Origin of the sequence: Streptococcus mitis (assembly GCF_002860865.1) — a bacterium.
In the GTDB taxonomy this organism is placed as follows: domain Bacteria; phylum Bacillota; class Bacilli; order Lactobacillales; family Streptococcaceae; genus Streptococcus; species Streptococcus mitis_AT.
The window spans coordinates 1-14,212 of record NZ_PKIE01000004.1 but is presented as its reverse complement, the minus strand read 5'-3'; the positions used below and the strand labels follow the sequence as shown (position 1 = coordinate 14,212).

Here is a 14,212-nt window from a genome sequence, read left to right as displayed (position 1 = left end):
GTATAACATCTTCTTAAAAATAAAATTGAACCAGATCGCCTTCTGCTGTTGCCACTGAAATACAATCTTTCTCTATGCATTTCACTTTTGCTTTTTCTTGATTCACTTCAATCACACTTTTTTCAATACCTGGATAAGAGACTCGCAAATCTCCTCCACTTCTTGATAAAATGGTCATCTGTAAGAGTTTTTTATTCTCCCACCGCATACTAACTTCAAAATGTCCACGTGCCATTAAACCTGAAACGGAACCTCTTGACCATGCATCGGGTAGGGCGGCTAGAGGTACCAGATAAGCTGTATGAGACTGGAGTAACATTTCTGCCATGCCACTAGTAGCACCAAAATTACCATCTATCTGAAAAGGAGGGTGGCTACACCAAAGATTTGGCAAGGTGGATGACTTTAACTGCTCTGCTAATAATTTATGGGCTCGATTGCCATCTCCCAAACGCGCCCAGAGATTGATCTTATTAGCCTTGGACCAACCTGTGCCCCCATCTCCACGATCATTGAGGCTAGCACGCGCCGCATCAAGATACTCTTGCCCCTTATGACTAAAGAGAGTTCCAGGATAGAGTCCCACCAGATGAGAAGCGTGACGATGTTGGGCCTCCACTTTCTCATTTTGAAAATGTTGCTCTTCCTCCTCATACCACTCCCTGATTCGACCAGATTGAGTGATTTGAAGAGGATTAAGCAAGTCAAACTTCTCCTTGACCTCAGTCAACAAATCCCCATCCAGCCCCAATTCCTGAGCAGCCTGAATAAAATCATGAAATAACTGCCAAATCAGAGATTGGTCATAGGTATTGCCAATCGAAATCGGCCCATGTTCTGGAGAATAAGACGGAGAAGAGACCCAACGTTGCGCCTGCTGATCCTCATGTAAAAAAGCATTCCAAAAACGAACCGTTTCCCTCAACATGGGATAAATTTTCTCCCTGAGATAGTCTTGGTCCCTGTAAAATGAGTAGGCCTCATAAACCGTTTGCATCATCCACGCATTGGCAGCTGGCGACCAGCCCCAGTAGTAGTCCCAACCAGGTGCCGTCCAGCCAAAAGGAGTCGCTTGCGTATGAACCAACCAACCGTTCTCCTCCCCTTTCTGAGAAATGATTCCTGCATACCTTGCAGCCGCTATGCGACCATAAACACGCAAATCATCGATATAGTTGATGACCGGAAAAGCCGTCTCTAAGAGGTTAGTCACATAGGCTGGCCAATAATTCATCTGCAGGTTGATATTCAAGTGATAGTCCGAATTCCAAGGAGGATTGTCGACCGCATTCCAGACCCCTTGCAGGTTAGCTGGTAGCGAATCTGGGCAATCTCTGGAAGAACTAATCAATAAATACCGCCCATACTGGAAGAACAGCTCCTCCAAAGCCTGCCCCTCTTGTGGATTATAATTTTTTAACAAATCATCTGTAGTGGATGCGTCAACTTCAGCCCCCAAATCCAATTGAACACGCTGAAATAAAGCTTGGTAGTCCTGAATATGCCTTGATTTCAATTGGTCATAGCCCTTTTCTTTAGCTGTCTCCACCAGATTTTTTACTTGTCGCTCCAAATCTAGTTTCTTGCGATAATTGCTAGCAGGATTTTGGGCAAAATTCGTCTTAGCTGCCAAGAAGAGATTGGCATAACTGGCTCCTGATATCTGAACCTTATCCGACCAGACTCTAATGTCTCCATCCGTTTGCCAAGCTAGACAGCCAGCAAACTGCAGGTCATTGTCCTTAACCCGTCCCTTCATCAAGATATAAGAATCAGTAATATCCAGCTGGCACTCCTTGTAATCAGATTTTTCCTGCTCATACTTTCCATCAGAAGCTAAATCGCGGGTCAAGGACAGTTCTATAGTAAAATCTAGAGTTTCCGCCCCTTCCTTAGTAAAACGCTGAACCAAGAGATCATCTGGAAAACTGGCAAAGGCTTCTCGTTTAAACATAGTCCCTTTATAGGCATAAGAAGTCGTCGCAAGCGCCTTACTGATATTCAACTGTCTCTGGTAATCCGTCACCTGGGACAAAGTCTTACCTTGCTGGCTGAACTCAATGAGAAGATCTCCAAAGGACAGATAGGTCCCATATTGACTCGTTTTTGGCCCGACTAGATGCTGCTCAGCCAATTCCTTAGCCAGATTGTAATCTCTCTTTTCCAAAGCCTGCCGAATATCAGCTAAAAAACCATACTGATCCTGAAGATTTCCACCCTGATAATCTGAACTATCAGGAAGTGGACCTCCAGACCAGAGACTTTTTTCATTGAATTGAATCCGCTCAGCCCCTATAAGCCCAAATACTTTTGCCCCTAAAGAACCATTGCCTATCGGTAAGGCCTCTTCTTCCCAACCCTTATATGTTGTTGACGCTGGTTGCTTGTAGGCCAATACATAATCTTGTTTTTTATTTCTTATCATACTACCATACTAACATAAAAAGCCTAGAAATCAATCCTAGGCTTACAAGATTTATTTTCCAAGGTAGTATTCAGAAACTACATTCAATTTTTCATCGAATTCGAATACCAATGGTGGGAAGTTAGGGATTTCCACGTCCATGATTTCGTCATCTGACAAACCTTTGATGTGTTTTACAAGGGCACGGATTGAGTTACCGTGAGCTCCTACGAATACGTTTTTACCATCTTTAAGAGCTGGAGCGATTTTATCTTCCCAGAATGGAAGGGCACGTTCCAAAGTCACTTTCAAGTTTTCAGCATCTGGGATAACTGAGTCGTCAAGTGAAGCGTAACGACGGTCTGTGTGAGCTGAGTGCTCATCATCACGGTCCATGTTTGGAGGCAATACATCGTATGAACGACGCCAGATGTGAACTTGCTCATCACCAAATTGTTCAGCAGCTTCAGCTTTGTTTTTACCAGTCAAACCACCGTAGTGACGTTCGTTCAAACGCCATGATTTTTCAACTGGAACCCACAATTGGTCAGAAGCTTCAAGAGCCAAGTTAGTTGTTTTGATAGCACGTTTCAATACTGAAGTGTAAGCTTGGTCAAATTCGATACCAGCTTCTTTGATCAATTTACCAGCGTCAATCGCTTGTTGTGTACCTTTTTCAGACAAATCAACATCAGCCCAACCAGTGAAAAGGTTAGCTTTGTTCCATTCAGACTCACCGTGGCGAGCAAAAACCAATTTTACCATTAGATGGATTCTCCTTTAAATTTTCCGAGGTTTCCCCTCGTTTATCTATTCTATTTTACACAATTTTTCACAAAAAAGCTAGTCAAAACCAAAAAGGAAAGGACTGTTTGACAATCACATTGTTTTTGGTAGTTTCTATTCCATCTTCATTATTTAATCTCTAAAAAACACCCCAATTTCTAACATTTGGGGTGTAATTTTACCAATTGTTCTCAGTTACTACAAAAAATAATTTCTATCTTATTGTAGCTGAGCTGTCAAAGTTTTCAACTGTTTTTGCAAATTGTCTCTAAAATCTTTCAATTGTTGAGACAATTTTGATTTATCATCTTCCTTGATTTCAGTAGACCCTAGCAAATCATACAATTTTTTCTGCGCACCGAATAATTTTTGAGTTGACTCTTTTAGTTTAGCGAATGACTCATTATTTTCCATAGCTGTGCCTTTGAAACTTTCCTCAGCTTTAGTAAAATAATCATCAAAAATCTTTTTATAAAGATCTATATAATCTGCATAAGTACGTATTGATTCAATCGCATCGTCTGTTACAACCGGTGTATCAAGAGTGATTGTTTCTTTTGAGGTATTAGATGTTGCTACTGTCTTCTCATCATTACTTGTTGAAGCGGTCTTTGAACTTTGTGATCCACATGCAACGAGAAGAGAAATAGATAATAGGACTACTCCTAGACCGATAAAATGTTTTGTTCTTTTCATGCTAAAACACCTTTTATTCTTCTGATTTGAATTTCTTCAATGTTGCAAGAAATAGAGATCCTCCAATAATAGCAAGAATCCCCCCAACCCATCCTAAGAATGGAATGAGACTAACTCCACCTGAAACAATCATTAGTACAGACGGAGCTGCACCTACACGATTATCTCCTTTATAGTAAACAATAGCAATGATACCAAGAACAAGATTTGCAATCTTCAAGGCATTCAAGAGTAAGGCAACACCTGAAACAGCCCCTGCAGTAGCTCCTCCATTAAGAGTTGTAGCAGCTGTATTTACCGCTGTTCCCAACAAGACAAAAGGACCAATAAGAAGTAAAATTCCTCCCACAAGACCGACGATACCACTAATTAAAGCAAGTGTTTTTGATTTCATAATAAAATCTCCTTTTTATTTTTTTTCAAATAAAATTGTATCATATTTGCTAAAAAAAAAAAGTATTTTCTGATATTATAAAATAAAAATTTGTATAATATGAAATAAAATATAATACTTTTCAGAAATCAAAAGCAATTACACAAATTTATTATTGTAAAAATGTGACACAATTTACCAATCTTATCCGCAATATCAAATTCGTATTTTATCTTACTGCTGTTAGCTTGCTAAGTTTCTCTTTGATTCTTGTTGAGTATAAAAAGTCACACCTCGCAAATTTTCAAAATAAATAAAAACGCATCGTATCAGATGTTCAAAAACGTGATACAATGCGTTTTATAGTCTATAAGATTAGTTGTCTTTTCTTCTCAAATTGAGTTTTCCCTAGACTTTTCAACCTTATTTCTCTTCAAATCCTTCTGCGACTGCGTCCGCAAAGTTTTCTTCTACGATGCTTGCACAGTGGTCACAGATAACTGCATGGTAGCTGCGTTCTGCTGTTGTTGGGTCGATGCGACGGCAACGGTCACATACTTGGCCTGCAGCGCGTTCAACAGTGAAGGCTACATCTTCAAAGCTCACAGCATTTTCCGGAGCTGGTTCTTCTGCGATGGTCAATTCTGACACGATCAAAAGTTGAGCTACATTGCTGTTTACTGCTTCGAGCAAAGTTTTCACAACTTCATTTGGATAAACTGTCAAGTGAGCTTCAAGCGATTTACCGATTACTTTTGCATTACGAGCTTCTTCCAACGCTTTTTGAGCTTGTCCACGGAAGTCCATGAAGGCTGCCCATGTATCCAAGATTTCTTCTTGATTAGCAAAAGTTTCTGCTTCTGGCAATTCTGACAATTGAACGAAGTCTTCGGCTTCAAACTCTAGATATGACCAGATTTCTTCCGCAGTGTGAGGAAGGATTGGTGTCAAGAGTTTGGTGATTTTGACAAGAATGTCATAGAAGACAGTCTGCATTTGACGGCGTTCCAGTGATTTGGCACCTTCAATGTAAACAACATCTTTGGCAAAATCAAGGTAGAAGGCTGACAAATCAACGTTGATAAAGTTCACCAAGGCCTTGTAGATTGTCAAGAATTCAAAGTTAGCATAGGCATCACGAATGGTCTTAACAAGCTGGTTAAAGCGAATAGTCATATACTTATCAACTGAACGAAGTTCTTCGTAAGCTACTGCATCCTCAGCTGGGTTAAAGTCAGACGTATTGGCAATCAAGAAACGAAGAGTGTTACGGATCTTACGGTAAGTCTCAGAGACTTGGCTCAAGATATCCATAGAGATACGCACGTCGTTGCTTGAGTCAACACTTGTTACCCAGAGACGCAAGATTTCAGCACCAAATTGTTTTTCAACATCACTTGGAGCAATGGTATTTCCAAGAGATTTAGACATCTTCTCACCTTTACCATCAAGGGCAAAACCTTGTGACAAGATTTGTTTGTAAGGAGCCACGCCATGGTTGGCAACAGATGTGATGAGTGATGAGTTGAACCAACCACGGTATTGGTCTGAACCTTCTAGGTAAAGGTCTGCTGGGTAAGTCAATTCAGGACGGTTTACCACAACTCCATTCCATGATGAACCTGAGTCAAACCAAACGTCCATGATGTCTGTTTCTTTCTTGAATTCGCCATTTGGTGAACCTGGATGAGTAAATCCTTCTGGTAAGAGGTCTTTGGCATCACGTTCCCACCAAATGCTTGAACCATGTTCCTCAAATAGTTGAGCCACATGTTCAATCGTTTCAGCAGTCATGATCGCTGTACCATCTTCAGCGTAGAAAATTGGAAGCGGAACACCCCAAGCACGTTGACGAGAGATAACCCAGTCGCCACGATCACGGATCATATTGTAAAGACGAACTTTACCCCATTCTGAGTGGAATTTCACCTTTTCAATTTCGTCCAAGATTTCTTGGCGGAATTTAGAAACTGAGGCAAACCATTGTGGTACTGCACGCCAGATGATTGGTTTCTTAGTACGCCAGTCAAATGGGTATGAGTGAGAGATTTCTTCTTGGGCAAGAAGGAGGTTACCAAGTTTTTCAATAACAGTTGGAACTACCTTTTCATAGAATTGACCTTCAAACTCAGGGCCAGCATTCTTCATCATGATACCACGTTCATCAACAGTCACTGCAACTTCAAGACCATTAGCAATACCAACATTGTAGTCATCCTCACCAAAACCAGGGGCTGTATGGACAATACCTGTACCAGAGTCAGTTGTAACGTGGTCACCAAGGATAACGAGCTCATCTACAGCTGTATCCCATGGGTGTTCTGTTACGATGTGGTTGAGTTCTTGACCACGGTAAGTTGCCAAAACTTGAACATCAACCCAGCCAAATTTCTCAGACAAGCTAGTCAACAATTCTGCAGCAACGACAAACTTACGAGTTTCACCAGCAGGTTGAACCAAGACGTAATCAATATCCGCTCCGACAGTCAAACCACGAGAAGCAGTGATGGTAAATGGAGTAGTTGTCCAGACAACAATGTAAGTATCTGTATCAAGAATACCTTTGCCATCTTTTACCTTGTTGGCATAGTAAAGGGAAGTTGAGACCAAATCATGGTATTCAATCTCCGCTTCAGCAAGGGCTGACTCAGATGACCAAGACCAGTAAACTGGTTTGGCACCACGGTAGATATAACCTTTATTAGCCATCTCACCAAAGACACGGATTTGGGCTGCTTCATAATCAGGAGTCAAAGTCACATATGGATTTTCCCAGTCACCAGAAACCCCCAAACGTTTAAAGTCTTCACGCTGTTTATCGACTTGAGAAAGAGCGTATTCACGGCAAAGTTTCAAGTACTCAACCAAGTCCATTTCTTTACGTTTAACACCTTGTTTTGCCAAAACTTGCTCGATTGGCAGACCATGAGTATCCCAACCTGGGATAAATGGTGCGTAAAAACCTGACATAGACTTAGAACGAACAATGATATCTTTTGAAATCTTGTTCATAGCGTGTCCAACGTGGATATTTCCGTTCGCGTATGGAGGGCCATCATGCAAGGTGAAATGAGGTTTTCCTTGGTTCAATTCTTGACGACGTTGATAAAGTTTTGCATCTTCCCATTCCTTTTGCCAAACTGGCTCTTTGGTAGGAAGTCCTGCACGCATTGGGAAAGCTGTTTTCCCAAGATTAAGGGTATCTTTGAGTTTCATGGTATCTCCTTTATAAATAATAACAAATTAAAAACCACGACTGCCAAAAAGGACGAAAATCGTGGTACCACCTTTATTCGGAAAAAGATTTAGTCTTTCTCCCTCTTATCCCGTAACGTGGGGAACGTCAAATCTTACTAGCTTCAGACTTGAGTTTTTGAGAGGATAATCTTATCATTAGGGAATGCAGGACTCACACCATCTCCTGCTCGCTGGAAATATAAGGATAAGATATTGTTCTCAGATTATTTCTTATAAAATTGTAACGGATTCTTGCGGTGCATCAAATCCTGGTGCTGAATCAAACGTTTCTGTAGCTGGTGTTGGAGCCGAAGGATGTACTGGAGCTACTTCTGGTTCTTCATACATTGGACCAACTGGATGAGCTGTCTCTTCTTCAATTTGAGGACTCGATACAGGAGTTGGGTTTTCCACTTCCTGTTTAGCTTGAGCTTCAAATTCAGCCAATTCTTTATTGGCTGCCTCAATACGAGCCTGTAACTCTGTCATTTCTTCTTGAGAAAATTGACGTGTCATATCAATTGGTTCTTCCTCAATTGGAGCTGGAATCGGTTCTCCAAGTACTTCGCTAACAACTTCTTTAAAGGCTTCATCACTTGTCTGAAGATAAGTAGCTGTTGGACGAAGAATATCTTCCCAATCTGAAGATTCAACAATAGCCAACTGACTCTCAATTGTAGATTTGAGACGTTGGTGGAAGACACGACTCTTGTTCTTCAATTCTTCGGTTTCAACAGCAACTTTCTTAGCATTATCAGCTGCCTGACGAAGAATTTCATTTGCCTTGTATTTTGCTTCTTCCAATAATCGATGTGCATCCTGTTCAGCTTGATGAATAATATTATTTGAACGATCGTGTGCTGTTTGTTTCACTCTCTCAGCTGTATCTTGGGCAATCAATACAGACTGGCTCAACGAATCTTTCATCTCATCAAAGTAAGACAAACGCTCTTCCAAATTTTTAATATGTAAATCCTTATCATGATTAGAACGAACTAAATCTTCATAATCACGAACTACAATATCTAAAAATTCATCTACTTCTTCTGGATCAAAACCTCTAAAACGTGTGCTAAAGGTTTTATCTTTGATTTCTAACGATGTAATTGGCATATTTTTCCTCACTTACTTAATAATAACTGGACGGTTATTTTTTTCTTCTCTTTTTTTGTTTGTCCCTTATCTTGAAGCAATCTCAAGCGCCCAAATTTTCTCACACTAATCAAGTCTCCAACTTGAACAGTATAATCTGATTTGTCTACCACATGATAATTTACTTGGACAAGTTTCTTTTCAATCAACTGGTTTGCTTGATTTCTAGATAGTTTCAAAACATTTGATAAAAGAACATCTAATCTAAAACTAGACACGCATAAATCCAGCTCTCTATACTGTTCTAGCTTATCTATTTTCTCGGTGAAAGGACGTTCCTCCAGCGAAACAGGTATACGGCCAATTTTCTTTAATCCATCTTGAAAGAGAAGAAGAAACTGCTGATTAATCATAATCTGCGCCCGTTCTTCATCTACTAGGATATCTCCAAAAAGTTTCCGTTCAATCCCCAATTGATTGATGACTGTCCCTAAAATCTTAGCATGCGTTAAGTGTTCAAATTTATTGGAATACACTATTTCCTGGAGAGATATTTCAAAATCTGAAAACTCTGGCTGGAAATAATCTGGGTATAATAAAACTCGAACATACTCACTCGAGACGAATTCCCCACTACTGCTACAAGCAAGACCATAGGTTTTGGCCAAAATCTTTAATAGCTTCTCCTGATGAGGATTGATAAAAGGAGTTAAAAAAGGAGCATAGCTATCTTCTACCTTCTTTATCCATTCCATTCCCTTGTCAAGAAATGGACGATCTTCTATGGAGAAATGCTGGTAAATCCCTTTATTCATCCTATCATCGCCAGAAAACGGACTAGATTTTCTCCTAAAAATCGAATCAAAACAATCGCAACCCAAACAGATAAATCAAGACCTGCTATCTGTAAAGGCAGGCGTTGCAAAGGAGCAAGCACTGGTTTTACCAATGCTACAATCCAACGACCCAAACTTGATTCGTAGGCGCCTGGAAACCAAGACATGACAGCAAAGGCTACCAAAATCAGGGAGTAAATATCCACTGCATTATAAATCATACGAATTAAAAAAATCATTATCGTACTCTATTTCGTCTCATATCAAAATCAAACTCACCCTGTTGATCTTCATCTGGTAAACGAATATCTTCAACATTTACAATAACATTCACTGGTGTCAACAGGTACATGGTAGAAGCTACCTTTTTCAAATTTCCAGCTAGAACATGGCAAGCTCCATCCAGATAATCTAAACAACGACGAGCTTGCACTTCAGTCATATATTGAAAATCAATCAAAATACTTTCGTTTCCTGCTAATAAATCAACAATTTCTATCGCATCTTCATATTTTCTAGGATAACGAACATCAATTGTTACTTTTTCAGTAGAATGCTGATTTTGCTTTGCTAACTCTTGTTGACGTGCATGCAGTCTAGTAATATTATTTTCTTTTGTACTACTTGTGCTTGGTGTTTGATTCGTTGAGAGAGCCTTTTCCTGTGTAGAATTTACTGGAGTTAAAATGGGCTCATCTCGTTTTTCATTAGGGAGACTTAAATCCTCATCCTCCGTAAAATAATCTATAAATCTATCGAATCTATCTTTTAAAGACATGGTTCTCTCCTACTTAAAAAATGCTGTACCTATGCGAACAAAGGTGGAACCGAATTGAATCGCTTCTTTATAATCACGACTCATTCCCATGCTTAAGTCGGTCATAGGCATATTTGGAATTTGTTTTTCTTGGATTTCTTTTTGTAAATCTTGGGTCGCCTTGAAAATTTCTTTCAACTGCTCACTGCTAGCCTCAAAAGGTGCCATCGTCATTAAACCAACATATTCAATCTTATCTAGTTTGGCTAACTCCGGCAAGACTTCCAATAATTCTTCTCTCGAAAAGCCGTGTTTACTTTCTTCTTTAGAAATATTTACTTGAAGGAAACACTTGATGACTCGGTCACTTCTTTTTTGGATTTCCTCTGCTAGCTTTACTGAATCCAATGCATGGAAATAATCAACGTATTGAATGACATCTTTCACCTTACGTCTTTGCAAGGTACCAATCAAATGCCAAGTCACATCTCGATCTTTTAAAGCTTGATATTTCTCTAGAAACTTATCTACACGATTTTCACCGATATGATGAACCCCTAGCGGAAGCAAGGCTTCCGCTGTCGGTACATCTACATACTTGGTAACTGCAATGACAGAGACTGAGCCACTCTCGCGATGAGCACTCAGACTTGCTTCTGCGACTTCTCGAAAAACACGTTCTGTATTTTCTTTTACATTCATTTACTTAACGATTTTTGAAAAATGGAGGTGTATCCAACTCATCTTCATCTTGTGAATTTGGAATTTCAAAACGTTCTACCGGTGACACTACTGAATCAGTCGGACGAACAATTGTCTCGCGACGTAAATCCCAATCACCAAAAGCAGATCCTTGAGCTTGTTCCGAGCGACGTTGATTTTGTTTTGGCAATTCAGCCGTTTCTGCCATATCAAAATGACGATCAAAGCCATGTGAATGAGATGGTTTCACTGTCTCACGGTAGTTGGTAGTAGGTCTAGCTTGTGGAGCCACAACCTTTTCTACACGGTCTTGACGAACACCCGTTGCGACAACTGTTACACGAATTTCATCACGCATACTTTCATCAATTGAAGTACCGAGCCAGATGTTTACTCCTTGTCCCGCTGCCTGGTTCACAATTTGTGAAGCCTCTTCTGCCTCAATCAAGGTTAAGTCGAGACCACCAGTTACGTTAACAATCACATCTTCTGCTCCATCAATTGTTGTTTCAAGAAGTGGTGAATAGATTGCCTTACGTGCTGCTTCTACCACACGTTCTTCTCCACTACCGATACCAATACCCATAAGAGCATTCCCTTTATTTGCCATAACTGTTTTCACATCGGCAAAGTCAAGGTTAATCAATCCTGGATTGGTAATCAAATCGGTAATTCCTTGAACACCTTGACGAAGAACGTTATCTGCCTCGCTAAGAGCTTCAAGAAGTGGAGTTTTCTTATCAACAATTTCAAGCAAGTTGTTGTTTGAAATAATCAATAGAGTATCTACATGCTCACGCAGTTGATTAATTCCTTCTACAGCAAATTGTCCACGTTTGCTTCCTTCAAAACCAAACGGACGTGTTACAACACCAACTGTAAGAGCACCTAAATCTTTAGCGATACGAGCAATAACAGGAGCAGCTCCAGTTCCAGAGCCTCCTCCCATACCAGCAGTGATGAAGACCATATCTGCGCCACTGATAGCTTCAGTCAGTGTTTCTTCGCTTTCTTCAGCAGCTTTACGACCAACCTCAGGTTGACCTCCTGCACCCAAACCACGAGTCAATTTAGGTCCCAACTGAATAACAGTCTCAGCTTTTGTACTACTCAATGCTTGTACATCTGTGTTTGCTGCGATAAATTCTACGCCTGTAACACCTTCGTCGACCATACGGTTGATGGCATTGCCACCACCTCCACCGACACCAATTACTTTAATCACTGCACCTTGAGCAGCAGCTGTATCAAATGAAAATGTCATAATTTATTTTTCCTCTTTATTCGTCAAACATGCTTCCGATCAAGCCACGGAAACGATCTGCTAATTTCGGTTTATTTTGTGAAGCTTGTTGGAAATCCGCCATTGGTTCTGTAGACGCCACCGGCTCTACTTCTGGGGTAGGGGCTGGTTGAACAGGCGTTGATTGTACAAACTGAGCTGTTTTCTGAATCATTCCCCCAAAACTAAGCGGTTGTTGGAATAATCCTTCATCACCCTTGACTGCTCGTTGAGCCAAGAGATGTACTTCTGTCAATTGTCCCGCGAATTCTGATAGACTAATCACATGCGCAAAGGCTGGATTACGAATTCCAACTTGGTTTGGAACATAGAGTTTCACACGAACACCAAAAACTTCTTGAGCAAGTTCCACAATACCCGGTAAAATAGCGGTTCCACCAATCAAAACAATGCCACCAGGAAGATCCAATAAATGTCTCCTGTCTAAGTCTTGTTTGATTTGTTCAAAAATATGCTTAATTCGTGCAGAAATAATCTCTGACAAGTAATTTTCTGTGACTTCAACAGGTTCTACTTCCCCGATCACTTCGACTTGGAATGTTTCCTTACTTGCAAGGGGAGGATAAGCCTCTCCATAGTTTAATTTCAAACCTTCGGCTAGTTTCTGTGATGTCTTCAAGACTTTAGAGATATCCTTAGTTACATAATCTCCGCCTTCTTGGAGAATATTGGTAAACTGGAGTTCTTGGTTACGAATTGTAGCGACAGTCGTTTGACCTGCCCCCATATCAATCACTGTAGCACCAAATTCACGTTCACCTTCATTCAAAATAGATTGAACCATTGCTAGTGGTGAAATAATAATATTTTCAACCTGAACACCTGCACGTTCAACTGTCTTACGTAGGTTATGTAAAATAGTGCGAGGACCTGTATAAAGTAAACCACGCATTTCAAGGCGAACCCCCATCATACCACGTGGGTCACGAATCCCTTGAAAACCATCCACAATAAATTCCTCAGGAATGAATGTGATAACTTCACGATCAGGTGTCATACTCTTTGTCAAAGCTGATTTGACAACATTTTCGACATCTTGATCCATAATTTCCTTGGTATCAGATGTTACTGGAATCATTCCTTGAGTTGGTTCTACCTGTAAGAGATTAGCTGGTAAACCAACATTCACTGATTTAATTGAGATGCCTGCTTTTTCTTCTGCTTGGGAAATTGCTGATTTGATAGCAGTTGCTGCTGCATCAATATCAACAATAATTCCATCCTTTACACCTTTACTTTTGGCATTACTCACGCCAATTACATTTAATTCACCATTTCTCTGCTCAGCTACAAGCACCTTGACAGAGCTTGTTCCAATATCTAGACCTGTAAAAAAGCCTTCTCTAGCCATTACATCGCATCCTCTCTATCTTCCAAGTTTCTAACTTCGTAATATTCAATAGCTAAACGTAGGCATAGCTATTCACAGAATATTATAACACAAAAAATCTCATCGTGCTCAGTTTTTTCCTAAATTTACCAGCCAATTTTTTAGTTTTTCTGTTCAGAAATTCATTCACTGTAAACTTTGTCAACAATCTGTCTATTGTACAAAAAAGAAAGCTCATTTCTCAATGTCATTAAGTTAGTGATCTAACTACTTGAATAGGAGGTGTGATTGAGATCATCAAAGTGATTCTCTATCGTATCTTCTATTTTTTTGCATGACAAATAAAGGTTTTTTCACCCTATTTTTTGAGATTTATGTTACTCTATAGATGAAATCAACTACCGATTGGGTCTTTATCTTTCTTTGATATTTTCGATTCGGTCGAATAATAGATAACTGTTTCTTGAGGTAGTTTTTCAACTGGAGAGAAGAAAGGGAACAGTTAAAAAACAAACGGCAGGCATAAGCCGCATCTGAGAAACACACTTTGTATCTTTGTTTTTTACGACTACTGTCGATGGCAACTTGCGAGATTACCCAACGATAAAAGTTAAAATTTGTAAAGCGAGCAAAGATTTCTTGGAGAATCCCTTCCTTCTTTTTTGCATGAAAATTGACCAAGCCAACACTGTATTT

12 protein-coding genes and 1 pseudogene are annotated in these 14,212 nt (G+C 40.0%); all 13 read right to left on the bottom strand.

All coding sequences use genetic code 11. The features are described from left to right. Positions 1 to 13 precede the first annotated feature (13 nt). Positions 14 to 2,425 (bottom strand): glycoside hydrolase family 95 protein, encoded by a 2,412-nt coding sequence (locus tag CYK18_RS07130; RefSeq protein ID WP_101785847.1) that lies wholly within the window; start codon positions 2,423 to 2,425, stop codon positions 14 to 16. Positions 2,426 to 2,476: 51 nt separating this feature from the next. Continuing rightward, positions 2,477 to 3,169 carry a phosphoglycerate mutase gene (locus CYK18_RS07125; RefSeq protein ID WP_000240129.1) on the bottom strand — a complete coding sequence of 231 codons (693 nt, stop codon included), beginning with the start codon at positions 3,167 to 3,169 and terminating at the stop codon, positions 2,477 to 2,479. Between the two features lie 240 nt (positions 3,170 to 3,409). Continuing rightward, positions 3,410 to 3,886 carry a hypothetical protein gene (locus CYK18_RS07120; protein WP_101785845.1) on the bottom strand — a complete coding sequence of 159 codons (477 nt, stop codon included), beginning with the start codon at positions 3,884 to 3,886 and terminating at the stop codon, positions 3,410 to 3,412. A gap of 13 nt (positions 3,887 to 3,899) precedes the next feature. Continuing rightward, positions 3,900 to 4,280, bottom strand: coding sequence for a hypothetical protein (locus CYK18_RS07115; RefSeq protein WP_000837844.1), 381 nt, complete (start codon positions 4,278 to 4,280; stop codon positions 3,900 to 3,902). Positions 4,281 to 4,682: 402 nt separating this feature from the next. Then, on the bottom strand, positions 4,683 to 7,475 hold the full coding sequence (gene ileS / locus CYK18_RS07110; RefSeq protein WP_101785842.1) for an isoleucine--tRNA ligase: 2,793 nt from the start codon (positions 7,473 to 7,475) through the stop codon (positions 4,683 to 4,685). Positions 7,476 to 7,727: 252 nt separating this feature from the next. Further along, positions 7,728 to 8,609: a DivIVA domain-containing protein gene (locus CYK18_RS07100; protein WP_308300783.1), complete on the bottom strand. Its 882-nt coding sequence runs from the start codon at positions 8,607 to 8,609 to the stop codon at positions 7,728 to 7,730. An 8-nt stretch (positions 8,610 to 8,617) separates the two neighbouring features. Continuing rightward, positions 8,618 to 9,403: a YlmH family RNA-binding protein gene (locus CYK18_RS07095; protein WP_050203631.1), complete on the bottom strand. Its 786-nt coding sequence runs from the start codon at positions 9,401 to 9,403 to the stop codon at positions 8,618 to 8,620. After that, positions 9,400 to 9,663, bottom strand: coding sequence for a YggT family protein (locus CYK18_RS07090; protein ID WP_000576512.1), 264 nt, complete (start codon positions 9,661 to 9,663; stop codon positions 9,400 to 9,402). The genes CYK18_RS07095 and CYK18_RS07090 overlap by 4 nt, the downstream gene beginning before the upstream one ends. Beyond that, positions 9,663 to 10,202, bottom strand: a complete 540-nt coding sequence (locus CYK18_RS07085) for a cell division protein SepF (protein ID WP_000053379.1) — start codon at positions 10,200 to 10,202, stop codon at positions 9,663 to 9,665. The genes CYK18_RS07090 and CYK18_RS07085 overlap by 1 nt, the downstream gene beginning before the upstream one ends. Before the next feature lie 9 nt (positions 10,203 to 10,211). Then, a complete protein-coding gene (locus CYK18_RS07080) occupies positions 10,212 to 10,883 on the bottom strand; it encodes a YggS family pyridoxal phosphate-dependent enzyme (RefSeq protein WP_101785838.1) in 672 nt (223 codons plus the stop codon). A gap of 4 nt (positions 10,884 to 10,887) precedes the next feature. Further along, positions 10,888 to 12,147: a cell division protein FtsZ gene (ftsZ, locus tag CYK18_RS07075; RefSeq protein ID WP_023943741.1), complete on the bottom strand. Its 1,260-nt coding sequence runs from the start codon at positions 12,145 to 12,147 to the stop codon at positions 10,888 to 10,890. Positions 12,148 to 12,163: 16 nt separating this feature from the next. Beyond that, positions 12,164 to 13,537 carry a cell division protein FtsA gene (gene ftsA, locus CYK18_RS07070; protein WP_101782314.1) on the bottom strand — a complete coding sequence of 458 codons (1,374 nt, stop codon included), beginning with the start codon at positions 13,535 to 13,537 and terminating at the stop codon, positions 12,164 to 12,166. Positions 13,538 to 13,888: 351 nt separating this feature from the next. Continuing rightward, positions 13,889 to 14,212: pseudogene (locus CYK18_RS07065) on the bottom strand (IS4 family transposase); the annotation flags it as partial.

Excerpts from the sequence above, each read along its gene's own strand:
- CYK18_RS07130 (WP_101785847.1), bottom strand. The coding sequence starts at position 2,425 with ATGATAAGAAATAAAAAACAAGATTATGTATTGGCCTACAAGCAACCA.
- CYK18_RS07125 (WP_000240129.1), bottom strand. The coding sequence starts at position 3,169 with ATGGTAAAATTGGTTTTTGCTCGCCACGGTGAGTCTGAATGGAACAAA.
- CYK18_RS07120 (WP_101785845.1), bottom strand. The coding sequence starts at position 3,886 with ATGAAAAGAACAAAACATTTTATCGGTCTAGGAGTAGTCCTATTATCT.
- CYK18_RS07115 (WP_000837844.1), bottom strand. The coding sequence starts at position 4,280 with ATGAAATCAAAAACACTTGCTTTAATTAGTGGTATCGTCGGTCTTGTG.
- ileS (WP_101785842.1), bottom strand. The coding sequence starts at position 7,475 with ATGAAACTCAAAGATACCCTTAATCTTGGGAAAACAGCTTTCCCAATG.
- CYK18_RS07100 (WP_308300783.1), bottom strand. The coding sequence starts at position 8,609 with ATGCCAATTACATCGTTAGAAATCAAAGATAAAACCTTTAGCACACGT.
- CYK18_RS07095 (WP_050203631.1), bottom strand. The coding sequence starts at position 9,403 with ATGAATAAAGGGATTTACCAGCATTTCTCCATAGAAGATCGTCCATTT.
- CYK18_RS07090 (WP_000576512.1), bottom strand. The coding sequence starts at position 9,663 with ATGATTTTTTTAATTCGTATGATTTATAATGCAGTGGATATTTACTCC.
- CYK18_RS07085 (WP_000053379.1), bottom strand. The coding sequence starts at position 10,202 with ATGTCTTTAAAAGATAGATTCGATAGATTTATAGATTATTTTACGGAG.
- CYK18_RS07080 (WP_101785838.1), bottom strand. The coding sequence starts at position 10,883 with ATGAATGTAAAAGAAAATACAGAACGTGTTTTTCGAGAAGTCGCAGAA.
- ftsZ (WP_023943741.1), bottom strand. The coding sequence starts at position 12,147 with ATGACATTTTCATTTGATACAGCTGCTGCTCAAGGTGCAGTGATTAAA.
- ftsA (WP_101782314.1), bottom strand. The coding sequence starts at position 13,537 with ATGGCTAGAGAAGGCTTTTTTACAGGTCTAGATATTGGAACAAGCTCT.